Raw genomic sequence first — 20,540 nt, 5'->3', positions numbered from 1 at the left:
GAGGTGATCCGCGGCCACGCTCTCAGCGGGACGCCTCGGCGCCGGGGACGAGGACGGCGCTCCGCAGGATCAGGTCACAGACCTCGTGCACGTGCAGGACGTCGAGGCTCCTCGACTCGAGCAGCACCTGGATCGACAGCCCGTCGATCAGGCCGATGACCGCGTTGGCCAGGACCTGCGGATCACCCGGCTGCATCGTGCCGTCGCGCTGCCCCTCCGCGATGATCTCGGCCACGCGGCTGCGCCACGCGCCGTAGACCACGTCGTTGAGCTCCCGCAGGTCCGGGTCGTGCAGCGCCCCCACCCACAACTCGGCCCACACCTTCCACGCCTCGACCGTCACCGGCGACTCCGGCAGATACGAGGCGATGAGGCTGCGCAGGCGCACCACCGCGTCGCCGTCGCTGTCCAGGATCGCCGCGCGACGTGCCAACGACGCCTGGAAGTTGTGCTCGAACGCCGCCCGGATGAGGGCACGCTTGGTCGCGAAGTAGTAGTGCACCGTCCCGCTGCTGCACCCCACCCGCTGGGCGACGTCGGTCACCCGCAGGGAACGGAACCCGACCTCGGCCGCCACTTCGCAGGTCGCCCCCAGGATCTGCTCGCGTCGTGCCGCGACGACGCTCGTGCGGGTCATGACGTCCCCCTGTTCGGAGCTGGTCGTCGGGCGGCCGGCGACATCGACCCGAGGGTCGCGTCCCGCTGCGCCCATGCCACCACCTGCCTCGCCTGGTCGAGCACCGCCTGTCCGGCCGACTCGGCGGACAGGTAGGCGACGTGCGGGGTGACGACGCACCTCGGGTGGTCCACGAGCGGATGCGGCGCCACCGGGGGTTCCTCGGCCAGCACGTCCAGTGCCGCCCCCGCGAGGTGGCACTCGTCGAGCGCGTCGAGCAGTGCCGTCTCGTCGAGCACCGCGCCGCGCGCGACGTTGACGACCACGGCGTCGGCCGGGAGCAGGGCCAGCTCGCGCGCCCCGATCAGCCCCCGGGTCGCGGCGACGAGCGGTACGTGCAGGCTGAGCACGTCCGCACGGACCAGCAGCTCGTCCAGCGTGTCGGCGCGGGCGACGCCCGACGGCCAGTCCGGCGTCGTCGTGGCCGGGTCGTGGCCGACGACCTCGCCGACCAGCACCTGCGCCCGCCGCGCCACCGCACGGCCGATCCGCCCCATGCCCACGATCCCCCACGTCAGCTCCGAAGGGCGTCGCAACACCTGCGCCGTCGGGTCCCACGCCCCCGCCCGCACGGCACGGTCGAACACCACCACGCCACGCAGCGCGGCCAGTGCCAGCGCCAGCGTGTGGGTCGCGACCTCCTCGGTCGCGACCGCCGGGAGGTTCGCGACCCGGACACCACGGGCTGCGGCGGCGGCCAGGTCGATGCCGTCGGTGCCGACCGAGCGGGTGACGATCCCCCGCAGCCGCGGCAGCCGCTCGAGCTCCGGTTCGCCGATGCGCTGGTAGCCGACCAGCAGGTAGTCCGCGTCGGCGTGCGAGCCGGCCGACCATCCGGCCTCGGACCTGGGCGGGCGCACCTCGACGCCGGCCGCACACAGCAGGTCGACCCCCGGGCCGAGGTCCTCCTCGGGCGAGGCGTCGGTGTAGACCGCTACCGGCACACCGACGGCAGCCGCGGCGGTCACGTCGGCGAACCGAAGTGGTCTGCCAACAGCGCGACGTTGCGGTCGGCCAGGTCGAGGGCCGCCTCGCGCAACGACACCTGCCGCGCGTCGGCGTCGGCGACGACCGCCTTCACCAGGCGCCGCATCGTCGCCGAGGTCTTGGCGAACGAGGCCTCGGCAGTCGGTTCCACGTCGCCGTACACGACCCACCACCACCAGGCGTTGGTCGCCAGGTTGGTGAGGAAGTCGGGCAGCACCTCCACGCCACGGTCGCGCAGCCGCTCCTCCGCGGCGGGCAGGGTCGGCAGGTTCGCGCCCTCGGCCACCACCCCGGCGCGGACGTCGTCGACCTGGTCGACGTCGAGGACGTAGGACATCGCAGCCGGCACCAGCAGGTCGGCGTCGAGCCGGTACCAGTCGGTGCCGTCGCGCTGCGCGAGGGCCCCGACCCGGTCCCGGTCGACGACGCCGGACGCGTCCCGGACGCGCAGCAGCGCCTCGACGTCGAGGCCGTCCTCGTCGACGAGCAGTCCGGCCCGGTCGACGACCCCGACGACCCGGACGCCGGCCCGGGCGAGGTAGCGCGCGGTGGCCCCGCCGATCGACCCGAACCCCTGCACGACCGCGGTGAGCCGTGCGGGGTCGCGGCCACGCAGTTCGGCGTGTGCGACGGCGGCCTCGGCGACGCCGTACCCGCCGACGAGGTCCCCGAGCCCCACGCCGTCGACCTCGACGGCGAACGCCCGGGCGAGCCGGTCGCGGGCCGCCTCGGCGTCGTCGAGTCGGGCGAACACCGCCTCGACCGTCGACCGCAGGCCGATGCGGTGCGCGATCCGGTCGAGGGTCTCCTGTCGGACGCCGAAGTCCTCGCCGGTGGTCCACTGCTGTTCCACGACCGGCTTGATGGCACCGAGGAACCGGTGCAGGACCGCCTCCGCGTCCGGGGACGCCGGGTCGAGGTCGAGCCCGCCCTTGGCACCGCCCAACGGCAGGTAGCGGTCCGCGGGGTCGTAGACGATGGCTTCCTTGCGGCTCATGCCGCGTGCCAGGCCGGCGACCTCCTCGAGGTCGCAGCCGGCACGCACCCGCAGCCCGCCACTGGCGAGGCCGCGCACGAGCCGGTCGATCACCACGTAGCCGGGGGTGCCCGTCACCGGGTCGCGCCAGGTGATCTCGAGCAGGGGTGGCACCGTCACGGCGGCCTCCTTCACGGGGTGGACCCGGTGATCGTCTCGGGCACCCGCAGCAGCGTCGGGCGGTCGGCGGTCAGTGCGGTCTCGAGCAGCTCGGGCAACTGCGCCAACGTCCCGACCTCGTGGCCGTGACAGCCCAGCGCCCGGGCGGCGGCGGGAAGGTCGACGGCCGGCAGCTCGGTGCCGAGCGGGGTCTCGTCCCGCTCGAGCATCTCGCGGCGGATCTCGCCGTAGCCGCCGTTGTCGACGACGAGCACCGGCAGCGCCAGTCCGGCCTGTGCCGCGGCGGCGAGCTCGGGCAGCGTGAACATGACGCCCCCGTCGCCGAGGACGGCGACGACGTCGGTGTCAGGGCTGGCCAGCTTGGCACCCATGGCGGCCGGCAGGCCGTAGCCGAGCGTGCCCAGACCGGTCGGGTACAGGAACGCGCCCGGCCGGTGGCGGGGCAGGTTCGCCAGCACGCCGTAGTAGCAGGCCATCGTGCTGTCGCCGGCCACGACGGCATCATCGGCGAGCACCTCGGCGAGCACGTCGACGAGCCCGAGCCAGTCCGCGCCCTCCTTGCGGGCGTCGTCGCGCAGCCGCTGCCGCCACTGGGCCGCCCGGGCCTCGGCCTCGGCCCGGGTCTCGGCCGTGGCCACGTCGGTGGTCGTGTCCCCCGCGTCGGGGAGCCGAGCGAGCAGTGCGTCCAGCGTCGTCGCGGCGTCACCGGCCAGGGCCACCCGGGGACGGGCGTTGCGCACCAGCTGGCCGGCGTCGATGTCGACGTGGACGAGCTTGCCGTCGGTCGGCAGCGGGCCGTACCACAGGTCGGCCGGAGCGAGCTCGGTGCCGACGGCGACGACCGCGTCGCTGTCCTCCGCCAGCGCCTGCACCGCCGGATGATGGACCCCGGCACCGACCGCGAGCGGGTGGCGTTCGGCCAGCACGCCCTTGCCGTTGGTGGTGGCGACCACGCTCGCCCCCAGGCGTTCCGCCAGCCGCCGCACCTGCGCGGCCGCGGACCGGGCGCCCCCGCCGACGACCAGCACCGGACGCCGGGCGTCGGCGAGGAAGGCGGCGGCAGCGGCGAGGGCGTCGTCGGACGGGCACGGACGCGCGGTCGCCACCGGAGCGACGTCGGGCGTCGGCGCCGACGCCTCGAGCAGGTCGAGCGGCACCTCGAGGTGCACCGGGCGCGGCCGACCGGCGGTCATCGCGACGAACGCCTCGGCGACGGCACCGGGGATCTCGGCGACCGAGGTGACCCGGTGGCTGTAGGCGACCACCGCGTCCATCGCCCCGGTCTGGTCCTTCACCTCGTGCAGGTAGCCGTTGCCACGGGCCGGATGTGCCAGCGGCAGCCCCGGGGAGACGGCCAGCACCGGGACGGAGTCCGAGTACGCCTGCGCGAGCGCCGCAGAGACGTTCAGTGCCGCCGGACCGGTGGTGGTGATCACGACTCCGGGCCGTCCGCTGATCCGCGCATAGCCGTCGGCGGCGTAGCCGGCGCCCTGCTCGTGTCGGGGCGACACGTGTCGGATCCCGTGCGCGTCGAGGGCGGCGTAGATGGCGAGGTTGTGCGTGCCGGGGATGCCGAAGACGAGGTCGACGCCGTGGGCCGCCAACGCCCGGACGACCGCTTCGCCGCCGGTGCGCTCGATCATGGGGTGCTCCTGTCCGGCTGGCGACGAGGCCAGCGGTGACGTTCGGACGGCGGTCAGCGCGTCGACGGGGAGGAGATCTCCGCTGCCGGCTCGGCAGCAGCGGACGGGGAGGTCGCCGCGATTCCGGCACCGCCGTTCCCGGCACCGTCGTTCGCGGCACCGTCGTTCGCCGCACCGTCGTTCGCGGCACCGTCGGCGGGCAGGACCACGGCCGCGTCGGCGTCCCAGGTGACCACCACGGAGGCCCCCGGGGTGGGCGGCGGCTCGCTGGCGGGCACCCGTACGACCAGCACCCGGCCGTCGTCGACGACGAGTTCGCTGCGGAACTCCGAGCCGAGGTAGATCGTCTCGCGCACCGTCGCGGTCAGGGCGTTGGACGCGGCCGGGGGCTCGGTGCCGGCCGGCAGCAGTCGCAGCTTCTCGGGGCGGACCACGACGTCGGCGCGGGTACCGGGGACGCGCCCGGCGGTGTGCAGCATCCGACCGGTCGGCGCGTCGTGGCAGACGCCGTCGCGGACGTCGCAGACGAAGACGTTGGACTCGCCGAGGAACTCCGCGGTGTAGCGCTCGGCGGGGCGTTCGTAGAGCTCGGTGGGTTCACCGACCTGGACGACCCGGCCGTCGCGCAGCAGCGCGATGCGGTCGGACATCGCCAGCGCCTCCTGTTGATCGTGGGTGACGAACACGAAGGTGATGCCGAGCTCGCGGTGCAGGCGCTTGATCTCGAGCTGCAGTTGTTCGCGCAGTCGCTTGTCGAGCGCACCCAACGGTTCGTCCATCAGCAGCACGCTCGGGTGGAAGACGATGGCGCGGGCGAACGCGACCCGCTGCTGCTGCCCGCCGGAGAGCTCGGAAGGGCGGCGCTCCACGAGGTGCGCCAGTTCGACGGTGTCGAGGGCCTCGAGCACCCGACGCCGCACCTCGTCCTTGCGCACCCGCCGGCGACGCAGCGGGAAGGCGACGTTGTCGAACACGTTCATGTGCGGGAACAGCGCGTAGTGCTGGAACACCATGCCGAGGTCACGCTTCTGTGGCGGCACGCGGGTGAGGTCGCGGTCGGCGACCCGGATGGTGCCTTCGGTGGCCGGCACGAACCCGGCGATGATGTTGAGCAGGGTCGACTTGCCCGACCCGCTCGCCCCGAGCAGCGTGAGGAACTCCCCCGCCCGGATGTCGAGGCGGACACGGTCGAGCGCGACGACGTCGCGGTAGTGCTTGGAGACGCCCTGGACGCTGATCGCGGCCCCGGCCACCCCGGTCGCTCCAGCGGTGCTCATGGTGTCTCCGTGTCGTTGGCGCGCAGTCGGCGTCGCCGCAGCAGGCGACCGAGTGCGGCGAGGGTGAACAGCGTCAGGGTCATCAGCAGCAACAGGCTCGAGATCGCCGCGACGGTCGGGTCGACCGAGACCCGCACGCCGGACCACATCCGGACCGGCAGCGTCGTCACCTGCGGCCCCGACAGGAAGATGCTGGTGACGACCTCGTCCCAGGAGATGACGAACGCGAACAGCGCGCCGGCCAGCATGCTCGGGCCGATCAACGGCAGCGTGATTCGGAAGAACGTGCTGAGCGGACCGGCACCGAGGTTCTGCGCGGCGAGTTCGAGCCGCCGGTCGAAGCCGTAGAGCGCGGCGACGACGTTGATCGTCACGTAGGGCACCGCGAGCGCGGTGTGGACCAGCACGAACCCGAGCGTGGTCTCGGTCAGACCCAACTGCAGGAACACCGCGTAGACGGCCAGGCCGATGATGACGTAGGGCACGATGATCGGGGCCAGCACCAGGCCGGTGACCAACGAGCGCAGCGGCAGCCGGCCGCGCACCATCCCGAGCGCGGCGAGCGTCCCGAGCACGACCGACGCGACGGTCACCAGCAGCGCGATCCGCAGGCTGGTCAGTGCGCTCTCGGTCCAGGTCGGGGTGGCGAAGAAGTTCTCGTACCAGCGCAGCGACCACGCCTCGGGCGGGAACTGCAGCAGGGTGGCGTCGGAGAACGACATCGGCACGATGATCACGACCGGCAGCAGCAGGAACACCGCGGTGAGGACCGCGAGGGTCACCAACGCGCCGCGGGTGAGTTGACGGGTGGTCATCGGCTCACACCCAGGTGCCGGCGCAGGTCGACGAACCGGTTGACCAACGCCAGCAGCACCATGGTGGTGACGAGCAGCACGGCGGCGAGCGCCGCGGCGAAGCCCCAGCGGAGCACGGCGCTGACCTGTTGCACGATCAGTTCGCCCAGCATGATGTTGCCCGGTCCCCCGAGCAGCGCCGGGGTGATGTAGAAGCCGAGCGACTGGATGAAGACGAGCAGCAGTCCGGCGGCCGCGCCGGGGATGGTGAGCGGCACGAAGATCCGCCAGAACGCGAACGCCGGTGAGGCACCGAGCCCTTCGGCGGCCTGCACCAGCCGCAGGTCGATGCTGCGCATGCTGGCGTACAGCGGCAGCACGAGGAACGGCAACAGGACCTGCACCATGCCGATCACGACACCGGTGAAGTTGCGCATCAGCGCGACCGGTTCGTCGATGACCCCCCAGGCGAGCAGCGTCTGGTTGATGACCCCGGTGTTGCCCAGCAGCAGGACCAACGCGAAGCTGCGCACGAGCAGGCTGGTCCAGAACGGCACCAGCACGACGACCAGCAGCACCGAGCGCCACAACGGGCTGGCCAACGTCATCAGGTAGGCGTACGGGTAGCCGATCAGCAGCGTGACGCCGGTCACCAGCAACGCGGTCACGAACGTGTTGACCAGCACGTTGAGGTACACCGGGCTGCCGAAGAACGCGCGGTAGTTGTCCAGACCCAACGTCGGGTCGGTGAAGCTGCGGCTGAAGATGATCGCCAGCGGCGCGACGAAGACGACCAGCAGAAAGGCGACGAGCGGCAGGGTGAGCCCACCCCAGCCGTCCAGTGCCAGCCGTTCGCGCCAGCTGGCGTTCGTCGCCGGGAGGGGCGGCCCGGCCGGCTGCGGCGCCTCGGGAGGCGCCGCAGCCGCGTCGGGAGCGGAGGTCATCCGGCTGCCATCCACTCGTTGAGGCGCTCGGAGACCGGATCGTAGTGCTCGGACCAGTAGCGGTAGTCCATGACCGAGGCACGCTGGGCGGCGTTGTCCGGATGCGTCGGCAGCTCGATGGCGACGTCGTCGTCGATGAACTCCATCGCGGCCTCGTTGACCGGCGCGTAGGCACTGGCGTTGGCGTAGTCCGCCTGCGCCTGCGGGTTGTTGAGGAACCAGTCCATCCATTCCTGGGCGAGCTCGGTGTTGGGATAGCCCTGGGGGATGATGAGCTGGTCGTAGGACAGCAGGTGCTCGTTCCACTCGTTGGCGACCGGCTGTCCCGCTTCGGCGGCCTCGAAGATGCGGCCGTTCCAGGCCTGGATCAACGGCACCTCACCGCTGGAGACCAGCTGGACCTGCTCCTGACCGGTGTCGTAGAAGACGATGTCGTCCTTGATGGAGTCGAGCTTGGCGAACGCGCGGTCGATGTCGAGCGGGTAGAGCTCGTCGGGGGCGACGCCGTCGGCGAGCAGTGCCGCCTCGAACATGGCGCCGGTGGCGTAGCGCCAGAAGCCGCGCTGGCCCGGGAACGCCTCGGTGTCGAAGAACTCCGCCCACGACGTCGGGTGCTCCCCGGTCGGGAAGGTCTCGGTGTTGTAGGCGATGGTGAAGGCGTACTCGAGGATCGGCACCGCGCAGTCGTCGACGAACTGCTCGTCGATGGCGGAGACGTCGACCACGTCGAAGTCGATCGGCGTGGCCCAGCCGTTCTCGCAGGCGGTGTGGGCGAAGTTCGGCTCGACCTCGACCGCGCCCCACGTGACCCGCTCGGACTCGACCTGCGCCCGGATCTTGGCGTAGTCGCTCGGCGAATCCTGCCGGATCTCGACGTCCTGCTCCTCGGCCCACGGCATCACGAGGGCGTCGACGGTCATCTCCTGGTCCTCACCGCCCCACATGACCACGGTCAGGTCGGTGGCCTCGTCGGCGGCAGCCGGCTCGGCGCTGCCTCCTTCCGCGTCGTCGCTCCCCCCACACGCGGTCGCCGCCAAGGACAGCGCGGCCATCGCCGCGACCGTTCTTCGTGCAGCACAAGACAAAACCATGAACTCCCCATTCTCCAGGGCGCCAGTTGACTGGCGCGTCAATCAAACCCTGCTCTGCACGGTTTCCCCTGTCAAGGAGGCCCGCCGCGCACGGCGAATTCGTCGACAAAGCGCACAACCGCACGTCCGAGGTTGACGCGACCCGCTGCGAAGCGCTTGGTGCCGCTGCCCGCCGACTGCAGCGACACGCTCGCCGAGGGCTGGGTCGGTGCCGCGAACGCCTCGTGCTCGACCGCGACCTCTCGACCTCGTCGAAGGAGCGGGCCGGCTCACTCCGCAGCGCGACACGCGTCCTCGGCGGCGGTCGTCAGCTCGTCGACCTTCGCGCGGAAACCGGCAACGGCCCGCCGCGGCAGCGCACGGTCGGAGAAGATGCTCGCGAGTTGGGCGTAGTACCACGCGGTCTGGTCAGCGGACACGGAGAACCGGTTCCAGACGTCCGCCCCGGGCCCGTGGGGCTCGGTGGCGTCGGCCACGATGGCCGAGGCGTTGTGCAGCTTGTCGCACAGCGACACCAGTGCTGCCGGGTGCCCGGCAGCCACGAGCCCTCGGAGGTGTTCGAGGTAGGCGGCCTTGCGCGGTTTCCACGGCGCCTTCGGTTCGCCTTCCTCGCAAACGGCGTCGGAGAGCGCCTCGACGACGTCGGCGACCTCGTCACCGAACCTCGCACGGACGTCGTCGAGTCGGGGACGCCCGCCACCGTCCTCGACGACGTCGTGCAGTACCGCCGAGGTCGCCTGCACCTCGTTGCCGCCGTGCTCGAGCACCAGCGCGGCGACCGCGATCGGGTGACTGAGGTAGGGCACCGCCGTGCCCTTGCGGACCTGCGCACCATGGGCCTCGGCGGCGTAGCGCACCGCCTCGGCGAACCGTCCGTGCAACTCGATCTCCGACAAGCGGCCTCCGGATGGGACAGGTGACGCCCGTAGCATGACCGAGCCCTGCGACACGTCGCCGAGGATGCGCGCGTCTACCCGTCAGCGCCGAACGTCGTCTGGGCGTCCGCGCCGTCCCCGTTGCGGATCGGGACGGCGAGGCTGGCCCACATGCCGAGGTGGGTGAGGAAGGCGAGCGTGGCCACGCCGGTCGCACCGTCGCGCTGCCAGGTGACGTGCACCTCGCCGAGGCCGGCGTCGGGGGTGTCCACGTCCCGCAGTTCCTGGCGGTGCACGTACCAGTGCGCATCGAGTTGCGGCTGCAGCGAGGCGAACCGTTGCGAGACCTCCTGTGGCCGGGCGGGCTTCGCCGCTGCGGGCGACGCGAGGCCGGTCTCGGTCACCACGATGGCGCATCCGTGATGGACGGCCACCTCGCGCAGTCGTGCGGCGACGACGGACGCCGCGTCGCCGGACCGAGCGACGGCGGACATGCGGTCGATGACGACGAGCGACGGAGGCAACCCGGCGCGTTCCGCCAACGCCGACACGGCGAGTGCGAGCGTCACCGGCGTGACGGCACCGTCGGCAACGGCCCAGGACAGCGGCTGTCTCAGCAGCTCCCTGCGGGCCCGGCGGCCACGACGCTCGGCGTCGGCGGGTCGAGGTCGCGCCGACCACTCGCGCAACGGCACGCGTCCGATCGACGACAGCAGGCGCAGGTCGAGCTGCTCGGCGCGGAGGTGGTCGCTGAGGAAGAGGACCGGACGTTCTTCCCTGCACGCGACGTCGTGTGCCAAGCGCAGGGCCAGCGCGGTGACCCCCACCCCCGGTTCGCCCGTCACGAGCGTGAGCCCGGGCGCCGGGAGACCCCCGATGCGGTCGAGCTCACCGAGACCTGCCTGCAGGCGCGACGACGGTCGATCGCGTCCGGCAGGAACAGCGACCGGTGACGCGTCACCGGCCTGGTGGAGAACGAGCGTCATCCCGACACCTCGCCGACCGACTCGCGTCGCTCGTCTACCCACAGGACACCGCCGGCCGGGACGACCGGCACCGTGACGTCCTCGCTTCTCCCACCCATACGCTGCCTCCGCTCGTCCGCTGCCTGGCGCATCGTCGGACAGGCAGTCTGGAGCAGGGGTGTGACCGGCAGCGTCGAGCGGGTCAGGCGTACGTCGAGCGGGTCAGGCGTGCGTCGACGCACCCGAGGGAGCGCCCGAGGCTCGACGCGATGAGCGCGATGCCCGGAGCCCGGCCGGAGCGCACCCGGCGGCCGTCCGCGGTGACGTCCTGGCTCGTGTCACAGGTGTCGGGCACCATGCGGTCCGCTCGAGGTGAACGGGGGCCGTGTGGGTCTGCAGGTGTGGCGTTCGGAACGCGCCGACGGTCTGGTACGGCCGTTGGCGGAGCTGTTGGCGACGCCGCCGGCCGACCCGTTCGAGCGGGACGTCGTCGCGGTCCCGACCGCCGGCATCGAACGCTGGATCGCGCAGGAGCTGTCGTTGCGGCTCGGCGCGGCCGCCGGCGCGACCGACGGCATCTGCGCCAACGTCGACTTCCCGTTCCCGGGCACGCTGGTCACGATGGCGTTGGAGGCCACGGGCGAGCTCCCCGACGACGCCGACCCCTGGCGGCCCGACCGGCTGGTGTGGCCGCTCCTCGAACTGGCCGAGACGGACCCGAAGGCCGACTGCTGGGGTCCGGCCCGCAGCCACCTCGAGTCGGCGCGCGACGGCCGCCGCTTCTCCGCAGCCCGCCGGCTGGTCGACCTGTTCGACCGCTACGCCGTCCACCGTCCCGAGATGGTGCTGGACTGGGCCGACGGCCACGACGTCGGCCCCGACGGTGCCGCGATCGCCGACCGGCACGCCTGGCAACCGCAGCTGTGGCGGCGGCTGCGCGAGCGGGTCGACACGCCCAGCAGCGCGGAGCGGCTGACCGACGTCGCCGTCCGGCTCGAGGCCGGCGACGTGCAGCTGGACCTGCCGCAGCGGCTGTCGATCTTCGGGCTCAGCGCCCTGCCCGCGAGCTACCTGCGGGTGCTGATGGCGCTCGCGACCACCCGCGACGTGCACCTGTTCCTGCGACACCCGTCGCCGGCGCTGTGGGACCGGATCCGCGACGTGCACGCCACGACGACGCCGCCCAGGGGGCCGCGGCGGACGGACGCGACGGCGGACACGCCGCAGCATCCGCTGCTGCGCTCCTGGGGCCGCGACGCCCGCGAGATGCAGACCGTCTTCGCCGCCCTCGGCGCCCCCGACGCCGACCACCGCCCGGTGCCGGAGCCGCCGACCACGCTGCTGGGCCGGATCCAGGCCGACCTCCGCGCCGACCGCCCAGCGGTCCGCGTCCCGACCGCTGGCGACCGCCGCCCGCTGTTGGCAGCCGGCGACGACTCGCTGCAGGTGCACGCCGCCCACGGCCGCATGCGACAGGTCCAGGTCCTGCGCGACACCGTGCTGCACCTGCTCGCCGACGACGAACGGCTCGAGCCACGCGACATCATCGTCATGTGCCCCGACGTGGAGGCGTTCGCGCCGCTGGTCGACGCCGTCTTCAGCACCGAGGTCGCCACGTCCTCGGGCAGCACCACACCGCTGCGGGTCCGCATCGCCGACCGCTCCCTGCGGCAGACCAACCCGACGCTCAAGGTCGTCGCGCAGCTGCTCGACCTGGCCGACGCCCGCCTCACCGGCGCCCAGGTGCTCGACCTGCTGGCGCGCGAGCCGGTCCGGCGGCGGTTCCGGTTCGACGCCCAGGAGCTCGAGCGCATCGAGGGCTGGCTGCCGGAGCTCGGCATCCGGTGGGGCATCGACGCCGAGGACCGGGTCCGGTTCGACCTCGACGGCGTCGACGTCAACACCTGGCGCTCCGGGCTGCGGCGGTTGCTGACCGGCATCGTCATGGCCGACGAGGACCACCGCCTGGTCGCCGGCATCCTGCCGTTCGACGACGTCGAGGGCAGCGACGTCGAGCTCGCCGGCCGCTTCGCGGAGTGCGTCGAGCGGCTGACGGCCGCCGTCTGCGAGCTGCGGGATCCCCGCCCGCTCGGCGCCTGGCGCGACACGATCCTCGCCGTCACCGACCGGCTCACCGCCACCGGCACTCCCGACCGGTGGCAGCGGCTGCAACTGCACCGCGTCCTCGACGAGTTGACCGACGCCGCCCGGACCGCCGCGGACGCCACCGGCGAGGGCACCGCCGCGCCGGTCGAGCTCAGCCTCGCGGAGGTGCGCGTCCTCCTCGGCGACCGGCTGCGTGGCCGCCCGTCACGGGCCAGCCACCGCACCGGCGACCTCACGGTCTCCACCCTCGTGCCGATGCGGGCGGTCCCTCACCGGGTGGTGTGCCTGCTCGGCATGGACGACGGCGCGTTCCCGCGCCGCACCGTCGCCGACGGCGACGACCTGATCGAGCTCGAGCCGTTCGTCGGCGATCGCGACGCGCGCACCGAGGACCGCCAGTTGCTGCTCGACGCGCTGCTCTCGGCCACCGACCACCTCGTCATCACCTACTCCGGCCGTGACGAGCGCACCAACGAGCCGCTGCCGCCGGCCGTGCCGGTCGGGGAACTCCTCGACGTCGTCGACGCGACCGTGCGGAGTCCCGAAGGGCGCGCCCGTGACGCGGTGGTCGTCGAGCACCCGCTGCAGCCGTTCGACGTCCGCAACTTCACGCACGGCGAGGTCCGCGGCGAGCAGCCCTGGAGTTTCGATGCCTCGGCACTCGCCGGCGCCACGGCACGCGCCGGCGGTCTCGCCGACCCGCGACCGTTCCTGCCCCAGCCACTGCCCACGCCCGACCGGGACGTCCTCGACCTCACCTCGTTGATCCGGTTCGTCGAGCACCCGACCCGGGCGTTCCTCGCCGACCGGCTCGGTGTGTGGCTGCGGCAGGCCGACGACGCCCCCGAGGACGGCATCCCGCTGGACGTGGCGGGGCTCGCGAAGTGGCAGATCGGCGACCGTCTGCTGACGGCACTCCTCCAGGGGCACCGCCGGGAGCAGTGGGAGCCGGTGGAACGAGCCCGGGGAACCCTCCCGCCCGAGCCGCTCGCCAGCCAGCTGCTGGACGAGGTGTGTCCTGCCGCCGAAGCCATCGCCGAGGCGTCACGCGACCTGCTCGGTGACGGCGAGGTGTCGGCCATCGACATCGACGTGCGGCTCGACGACGGCCGCCGGCTCGTCGGCACCGTCGGCGGCATCCGCGGCACGACCATCGGTGACGTGACGTTCTCCGGGCTGAAGGGCAAGGCGCGGCTGGCCGCCTACGTCCGCCTCCTGGCACTCACGCTGACCCACCCGGAGACGGCGTGGGAGGCCCTGGTCGTCGCGCAGTGCAAGGACAAGACCAAGAACACCGTGGAGTGGTCCCGCCTGACGACCCGCGGGAACGACGCGTCGGCACGCCACGCGTGGGCAACCGCGTCGCTGGTGATCCTGCTCGATCTCTACGACCGTGGTATGCGGGCGCCAGCGCCGCTGTACCCCGGACTGTCCCCCGCGCTCGCCGAAGCGGCCGCCGGTGGGAAGCAACCCTGGTCGGCGTCGAAGGCGTGGGAGACCACCTACCCCACCTATCCCCAGGACGACCTCGACCCGTGTCACGTCGCGGTGCTCGGAGGGATCGCGAGCTTCGCCGAACTGCTCGCCGACCCGCCGCTCGACGACGAGACCGGGCACCCGTGGCCCGAGTGCGAGGAACGGGTGGTCGCCTGGGCACGGCGGCTGTGGGAGCCGGTGCTCGAGGTCGAGACGAAGGGCAAGCAGTGACGGCGCACACCACCCCCCACACCGCCCCCGAGGCGGCCCGGTTCGAGTTGACCGGTGACCTGCCCCGTGGGCGCACCATCCTCGAGGCCAGCGCCGGGACCGGCAAGACCTTCGCGATCGCCGGGCTCGTGGCCCGCTACGTCGTCGAGGACGGCGTGCCGCTTCCTCAGCTGCTGGTCGTCACGTTCACGCGTGCCGCCACCGCCGAACTACGCGAACGGGTCCGCGAGCGGCTCGTCACCACCGCCGAGCAGCTGACCCGCCGCCTCGCGGGCGAGCCGGTCCCGGGCGGTGACGAGGTCCTCGCCCTGCTGTGCGACCCGGCGGTCGGGCAGGAGGAGCTGCGTCTTCGGCTCGACCGGGCCAGCACGGCCGTGGCCGACTTCGACGCCGCCACCATCTCCACCATCCACGGCTTCTGCCAGCAGGTGCTGCGCACGCTCGGCTTCCGCGTCGACGCCGACCCGGACGCCACCGTCCTGCAGGATCAGAGCGAACTGGTCGCCACCGTGGTCGACGACCTGCTGGTGCAGCTCGCCACCCGGCACGGGCTCGCGGCGGTCAGGCGCAAGGACCTGATCGACGTGGCCGAGAAGCTGGTCAACAACCCCGACGCACGCATCGTGCCCGCCGTCGACACCGACGCCGACGTGGCCGACCTCGACGGCGACGCCGAGGTCCGTGCCTGGCTCGCCCACCGGCTGCGCAGCGGACTCGCCCGCCGCAAGCGCGACCAGCGGCAGCTCTCCTACGACGACCTGCTGACCCAGCTCCGCGACGCGCTCGTCGACCCCGACAACGGCCGTGCGGCCGCCGCAGCGCTGCGCGAGCGCTACCGCATCGCCCTCATCGACGAGTTCCAGGACACCGACCCGGTGCAGTGGGACATCCTCTCGCGTGCCTTCGCCGACCCGCAGGCGACGCTGGTACTGATCGGCGACCCCAAGCAGGCCATCTACTCCTTCCGTGGCGCCGACATCCACGCCTACCTCGACGCTGTCGACACCGCCGACGTCCGCGCCACGTTGACCACCAACTGGCGCTCCGACGCGCCGCTGCTGCAGGCGCTCGACACACTGCTCGACGGCGCCACCTTCGGTGACCCGCAGATCGCCTACCGCCAGGTCGAGGCGGCCCCCGGTCACCGGGGCCCCCGCATCACCGGCGGCCGCGCGCCACTGCGGTTGCGGGTGCTCCCCCACGGCAACGGGCTGCAGAGCTGGCGTGGCTGTGTCAACGCGCCAGCCGCCCGCGACCACATCGCCCGTGACCTCGCCGCCCAGACCGTCGAGCTGCTGCAGTCCGACACCGCCGTCCTGTGCGGCGGCGACGACCGCCGTCCGCTGCACGCCGGCGACGTCGCGGTGCTCGTGCGTACCAACGCCGAGGCGGTGCAGGTGCACCGGGCGCTGCGCGACGTCGACGTCCCCGCCATCATCAACGGGGTCGGCAGCGTGTTCGACACCTCGGCGGCCATGGAGTGGCAGCGGCTGCTCGACGCGCTCGAGCAGCCCGCCAACGGCAGCCGGGCTCGTGCCGTCGCCCTGACCAGTTGGCTCGGTTGGACCGGGGAACAGCTCGCCACCGCCGACGACGACACGTTCGCCGACCTGCACGACCAGCTGCACCGCTGGGCGGAGGTCCTGCGCGAACGGGGTGTCGCCTCGCTGGTGAGGACCATCTCCGACGACACCGACCTGTCGGCACGCCTGCTCGGTGTGACCGGTGGCGAGCGACACCTCACCGACCTGGACCACCTCGGTCAGCTGCTGCACCGTGCGGCCGTCGAGGAACAGCTCGGCACGGCTGCCCTGACGTCGTGGCTCACACGCGCGATCGCGCAGGTCGACGACGACCAGGTGCCCGCCGAGGAGCGTGCCCGTCGGCTCGAGTCCGACGCCCGCGCCGTGCAGATCCTCACGGTGCACCGCAGCAAGGGCCTGGAGTACCCGGTGGTGTTCGCCCCCTATCTCTGGTCGCCGGGCCTCTTGAACCCGCCCGTGCCGACCTTCACCACGGACGGTCGCCGCACCCTCGACGTCGGCGGCAAGCGCGAGGACGACTGGGACGACCACCGCGCGCTCGCCCGCCAGGAGATCGCCGGCGAAGGGCTGCGACTGCTCTACGTCGCCCTCACCCGCGCCGAACACGAGTTGGTCGTGTGGTGGGCTCCCTGTCAGGACAGCCACAAGGCCGGACTCGGTCGGGTGCTGTTCGCCCGTGACGGGCAGGGACGGCTCGACACGACGACCACCGCACCCAGGGTGCCCGACGACGCGACCGCCAAGCACCACCTCGACGCGCTCGAAGCAGCGGCCGGCGGCATGCTGTCGGTCGAGCACACACCGCGATGGCCCGCCAAGGACCGGTGGGAGGCGCCTGCCTTCGGCGAGACCGCCCTCGAGGCCGCCGTGTTCGACCGGCACCTCGACCGGGCCTGGTACCGGACGTCGTACTCGGCGATCACCGCCCGGGCGCACCACCGCCCCGTTGTCGGCTCCGAGGTCACCGAGGACGTCGTCGACGACGAGACGCTCGAGCCGGCACCACTCGGCGTCACCGGCGAGCGTGCGACCGACACCTCGAGCGCTCCCGAGACCGCGATGCCGACGTTGTTCGACGCGGTGGCGGCGGCGTCCGGGTCCGCACCGGTGCCGCTGGCCGACATGCCCGGCGGCACCGACGTCGGCACGTTCACCCACGTGGTGCTCGAACACGTCGACTTCGCCGCCGACGACCTGCGCCACGAGGTGGCACGCGTCACCGCCGAGGCGAAGCAGCGGTTGCGCACCGACGTCGGGGACGTCGACGTGTTCGTCGACGGGCTCGTCGCCGCGATCGACACGCCGCTCGGGCCCCTCGCCGGCGGGCAGGCGCTGCGGGACCTCGGGACCGCCGACCGGCTGAACGAGTTGGACTTCGAGCTGCCGCTCGACCCGCAGCTGTCCGGCGGTGTCACCGTCGGCCGCATCGCCCAGCTGTTGGACGACACGCTGCCGGCCGACGACCCGCTGTCCGACTACGGCCGGGAGCTCGCCGCAGCAGGACTCGACGGTGACCTGCGCGGCTTCCTCGCCGGCAGCATCGACCTCGTGCTGCGCGTGCCGGACGGTGACGGTGGGCAGCGGTTCCTCGTGGCCGACCACAAGACCAACCGGCTCGGCACCTCGGGTCAACCGCTCGTGGCCGACGACTACCGCCACGACGCGCTGGTCGACGCCATGGTGCGTGGCCACTACCCACTCCAGGCGCTGCTGTACCAGGTGGCCCTGCACCGCTACCTGCGCTGGCGGGTGACCGACTACCGGCCGGAACAGCACCTCGGCGGTGCGCTGTACCTGTTCGTTCGCGGCATGACCGGCCCCGACACGCCGGTCGTCGACGGCTGCCCGCACGGCGTGTTCGCCTGGCAGCCGCCGGCCGCGTTGATCGAGGCCGTCAGCGACCTGTTCGACGGAGGTGCCGCATGAGCGCGACGCTGCTGCCCGACGACCACCGCAGCGACCCGTACGAGGCCCGCTTCGTCGTCGACTGCCCGCCGACGCTCGTGCCGTACAACCTCGCGGGCGTGCTGCATCCCGCCGACGTGCACACGGCCGTGACGCTGTGCCGGATCACGGGCTGCGACGACCCGCAGGTGTTGCTGGCGGTCGCGCTCGCCGTACGCGGGCCGAGGGTCGGACACGTCTGTGTCGACCTCGCCGAGGTCGCCGACACCGTCGTCGCCGACGACGAGACCGCCGAGCAGGTCGCCGCGCTGCCGTGGCCGGCCGACGTCGCGGTCTGGTGTGACGCACTGGCGGCCGCCGACGGGCTCGTCGGCGCACCCGGCGCGGACACCCGGCACCCGCTGACACTGGACGGCACCCGGCTCTATCTCGACCGCTACTGGCGCTACGAGCAGCTGGTCGCCGAGCAGCTCCGCCGCCGCGCCGCCCGACCGGCCGACGACGTCGACGTCACGGTGCTCCGCACCGGGCTCGACGAGCTGTTCGGCGAGGCACCGGGAGACGGCGAGGTGGATCTGCAGCGGCTCGCCGCCGCGACCGCCGTGTTGCGCCGCCTCGCGGTGGTCGCCGGCGGACCGGGGACCGGCAAGACCACGACGGTGTCGCGGGTGCTGGCGCTGCTCGACCAGCAGGCCGCCGCGGCCGGGAACCCGCCTCCGCGGGTCGCCCTCGTCGCCCCGACCGGCAAGGCCGCCGCCCGGCTCGAGGAGTCGCTCCGGCAGGCGCTCGAGCGCGACGACTACGACGACGCGGTACGTGAACGGCTCGCCGCGGCCCAGGCTTCGACGATCCACCGGCTGCTGCGCCGCCACCCCGGCAGCAGCACCCGCTTCCGCCACCACGCCGGCGAGCCGCTCCCCCACGACGTCGTCGTGGTCGACGAGACCTCGATGGTGTCGCTCTCGCTGATGGCGAAGCTGCTCGACGCCTGCGCCGACCACACCCGGGTCGTCCTCGTCGGTGACCCGCAGCAGCTGCGCTCGGTCGAAGCCGGCGCGGTCCTCGGCGACATCGTCGGACCGTCGCTGCACGGCCTGCGACTCAGCGAACCGGCCCGCGAGCGACTCGCCGCGGCGAGCGGTGTCGACCTGCCGTCCGGGCCCGTCCGCCGGGCCGGCAACGACGGTGACGTCGGCACCACCAGCGACGCCGGCACCACCGGCGACGTGGGGGGCATCCGGGACGGCATCGTCGTGTTGCAGCGCGTGCACCGCTACGGCACGAAGTCCGGTATCGCCGAGCTGGCGAGCGCCATCCAGTCCGGCGACGCCGACGCGGTCGTGGCCCTGTTGCGCAACGGGCCCGACGACGTCACCTGGGTCGAGCGGGCCGACGACGCCGACGCCGAGTCGCCCGCCGCCCTCGCCAGCGTGACGGCCGCCGTCACCGCGGTCGGCCGGCGGGTGCGGCAGGCCGCCGAGGACGGTCACGCCGCGGCGGCACTCGGCGGGCTCGACGAACTGCGGGTGCTGTGTGCCCACCGGCGCGGCCCGTTCGGGGTGGCGGCGTGGGTGCCGATGGTCGAGGGGTGGCTCGGGACGACGGCCGCCTCGACCCGCGAGACGTGGCTGCCGGGCCGGCCGGTGCTGGTGACCGAGAACGACCACCAGCTCAAGATCTACAACGGCGACGTCGGCGTGGTGGTCGCCACCGAACAGGGGCCCCGGGTGGCGTTCCCGACCATCGAGGGGCCTCGACTGCTGTCCCCGAGTCGGCTCGAGTCGACCGAGACGGTGCACGCCATGACGATCCACAAGAGCCAGGGCTCGCAGTTCACCCACGCGGTCGTGGTGTTGCCCGACGCGAACTCCCGGATCCTGTCGCGCGAGCTGTTCTACACCGGCGTCACCCGCGCCGAACGGCAGGTCACGGTCGTCGGCTCCGAGGCCGCCGTCCGCGCCGCCGTCCACCACGTCGTCCGCCGGGCCTCCGGTCTCCGCGACCACCTCTGGCGGCCCTAGCAACGCTCGTTGCCGATGCCCACGGGAACCCCGGCCTCGCACGCTGGCGCGACCGTGACGTCGAACTGCGCGGGGATCGTCCACAGCCCCACGAGGACCCGAGCGCCGCGGCGACGGGACGCGTGCGAAGGTCGTTCCCTGCACCAGACGAGGCGGTTCCGTGGACGATCGAGCGCTCGACTCCACCTCCCGTCAACGGCAGGTGCTCGCCGCGCTGCGACGCCTGCACGAGCGCAACGGGTCGCCCCGTCGCTGCGGGAGTTGGCCGACGAGGTCGGCCTCGCCTCCCCCAGCAGCGTGCTGCACCACGTCCGGGTGCTGGAGCACCACGGCGCGATCGAGCGGCGCGCCGGCGCGGCCCGCACCGTCACGGCCACCGGTCCCCCGGCGACCGACGACCCTCTCACGGCGGCGGCGACCCCGCCGCCGGCAGTCCGAGCCCCGCCACCGGCGTGAACTCGACCCGCTCGGACATGCCAGCGATCAGCGGGCGCGCCCCGGCGATGGCGTCCTGGACGCTCGACAGCTCGAGCGACGCCTGGTGCGCGTCCGCGTCGGTCCACACCTCGTAGACGTAGACCGCATCGGGTGCGTCCTCGCGACGGCTGACCACGTACAGCAGACACCCGTGATCACCCAGCTCCTGCGTCCCCGCGACGAGGTGGCCGGCCAACTCCTCGCCGTGTCCCTCGGTCGCGTCGATGCGTCCGTGCAGCCCGTACATCCTCGCTCCTGTCGCCTCGACCCGGACGGCGCACCCTGCCACGTCCGGCTGCTCGTGCACCGCATCATCGACATCGAGGACCGCACCGGCCCGTCGGCGCGCGACGACGCTGCCCACGACCCACG

16 protein-coding genes are annotated in these 20,540 nt (G+C 72.9%); 4 read left to right on the top strand and 12 right to left on the bottom strand.

Annotated features, from left to right (window positions below):
- Nucleotides 1–22 precede the first annotated feature (22 nt).
- From ELR47_RS06675 to ELR47_RS18210, 11 genes are all read right to left on the bottom strand, one after another.
- A complete protein-coding gene (locus tag ELR47_RS06675; RefSeq protein ID WP_130649182.1) occupies nucleotides 23–637 on the bottom strand; it encodes a TetR/AcrR family transcriptional regulator in 615 nt (204 codons plus the stop codon).
- On the bottom strand, nucleotides 634–1,644 hold the full coding sequence (locus ELR47_RS06670) for an NAD(P)-dependent oxidoreductase (RefSeq protein ID WP_130649181.1): 1,011 nt from the start codon (nucleotides 1,642–1,644) through the stop codon (nucleotides 634–636). The genes ELR47_RS06675 and ELR47_RS06670 overlap by 4 nt, the downstream gene beginning before the upstream one ends.
- Nucleotides 1,641–2,819, bottom strand: a complete 1,179-nt coding sequence (locus ELR47_RS06665; RefSeq protein WP_205745488.1) for a Glu/Leu/Phe/Val dehydrogenase dimerization domain-containing protein — start codon at nucleotides 2,817–2,819, stop codon at nucleotides 1,641–1,643. The genes ELR47_RS06670 and ELR47_RS06665 overlap by 4 nt, the downstream gene beginning before the upstream one ends.
- An 11-nt stretch (nucleotides 2,820–2,830) precedes the next feature.
- Nucleotides 2,831–4,462: a 5-guanidino-2-oxopentanoate decarboxylase gene (locus tag ELR47_RS06660; RefSeq protein WP_130649180.1), complete on the bottom strand. Its 1,632-nt coding sequence runs from the start codon at nucleotides 4,460–4,462 to the stop codon at nucleotides 2,831–2,833.
- A gap of 53 nt (nucleotides 4,463–4,515) precedes the next feature.
- Nucleotides 4,516–5,739, bottom strand: a complete 1,224-nt coding sequence (locus ELR47_RS06655) for an ABC transporter ATP-binding protein (protein ID WP_130649179.1) — start codon at nucleotides 5,737–5,739, stop codon at nucleotides 4,516–4,518.
- Nucleotides 5,736–6,554, bottom strand: coding sequence for an ABC transporter permease (locus ELR47_RS06650; protein WP_130649178.1), 819 nt, complete (start codon nucleotides 6,552–6,554; stop codon nucleotides 5,736–5,738). The genes ELR47_RS06655 and ELR47_RS06650 overlap by 4 nt, the downstream gene beginning before the upstream one ends.
- Nucleotides 6,551–7,477 (bottom strand): ABC transporter permease, encoded by a 927-nt coding sequence (locus ELR47_RS06645; RefSeq protein ID WP_130649177.1) that lies wholly within the window; start codon nucleotides 7,475–7,477, stop codon nucleotides 6,551–6,553. Before ELR47_RS06645 ends, ELR47_RS06650 begins: the two co-directional genes overlap by 4 nt.
- Nucleotides 7,474–8,529 (bottom strand): ABC transporter substrate-binding protein, encoded by a 1,056-nt coding sequence (locus ELR47_RS06640; RefSeq protein WP_205745487.1) that lies wholly within the window; start codon nucleotides 8,527–8,529, stop codon nucleotides 7,474–7,476. The genes ELR47_RS06645 and ELR47_RS06640 overlap by 4 nt, the downstream gene beginning before the upstream one ends.
- A 308-nt stretch (nucleotides 8,530–8,837) precedes the next feature.
- Entirely contained in the window at nucleotides 8,838–9,464 is a 627-nt protein-coding gene (locus tag ELR47_RS06635) for an HD domain-containing protein (protein ID WP_165403892.1), read from the bottom strand.
- Between the two features lie 74 nt (nucleotides 9,465–9,538).
- A complete protein-coding gene (locus ELR47_RS06630) occupies nucleotides 9,539–10,429 on the bottom strand; it encodes a DnaB-like helicase C-terminal domain-containing protein (protein WP_130649174.1) in 891 nt (296 codons plus the stop codon).
- A 181-nt stretch (nucleotides 10,430–10,610) separates the two neighbouring features.
- Complete coding sequence (locus tag ELR47_RS18210) at nucleotides 10,611–10,766, bottom strand: hypothetical protein (protein ID WP_165403891.1); 156 nt, start codon at nucleotides 10,764–10,766, stop codon at nucleotides 10,611–10,613.
- A gap of 29 nt (nucleotides 10,767–10,795) precedes the next feature.
- Here ELR47_RS18210 and recC point away from each other — a divergent pair, with 29 nt between their 5' ends.
- From recC to ELR47_RS19330, 4 genes are read left to right on the top strand one after another with little or no spacing between them, the layout of a single operon-like run.
- A complete protein-coding gene (gene recC, locus ELR47_RS06625; RefSeq protein ID WP_165403890.1) occupies nucleotides 10,796–14,221 on the top strand; it encodes an exodeoxyribonuclease V subunit gamma in 3,426 nt (1,141 codons plus the stop codon).
- On the top strand, nucleotides 14,218–17,691 hold the full coding sequence (locus ELR47_RS06620) for a UvrD-helicase domain-containing protein (RefSeq protein WP_130649172.1): 3,474 nt from the start codon (nucleotides 14,218–14,220) through the stop codon (nucleotides 17,689–17,691). Before recC ends, ELR47_RS06620 begins: the two co-directional genes overlap by 4 nt.
- Complete coding sequence (recD, locus tag ELR47_RS06615; protein WP_130649171.1) at nucleotides 17,688–19,691, top strand: exodeoxyribonuclease V subunit alpha; 2,004 nt, start codon at nucleotides 17,688–17,690, stop codon at nucleotides 19,689–19,691. Before ELR47_RS06620 ends, recD begins: the two co-directional genes overlap by 4 nt.
- 15 nt (nucleotides 19,692–19,706) lie before the next feature.
- Nucleotides 19,707–20,147, top strand: a complete 441-nt coding sequence (locus tag ELR47_RS19330; protein WP_130649170.1) for a LexA family protein — start codon at nucleotides 19,707–19,709, stop codon at nucleotides 20,145–20,147.
- Here the strand turns inward: ELR47_RS19330 and ELR47_RS06605 are convergent.
- A complete protein-coding gene (locus ELR47_RS06605; protein ID WP_130649169.1) occupies nucleotides 20,095–20,415 on the bottom strand; it encodes a putative quinol monooxygenase in 321 nt (106 codons plus the stop codon). The two genes, ELR47_RS19330 and ELR47_RS06605, sit on opposite strands and share 53 nt — an antisense overlap.
- Nucleotides 20,416–20,540: the final 125 nt, after the last annotated feature.

Source organism: Egicoccus halophilus, from assembly GCF_004300825.1.
Lineage (GTDB): Bacteria > Actinomycetota > Nitriliruptoria > Nitriliruptorales > Nitriliruptoraceae > Egicoccus > Egicoccus halophilus.
This window is presented reverse-complemented; position numbering and strand designations above follow the sequence as displayed.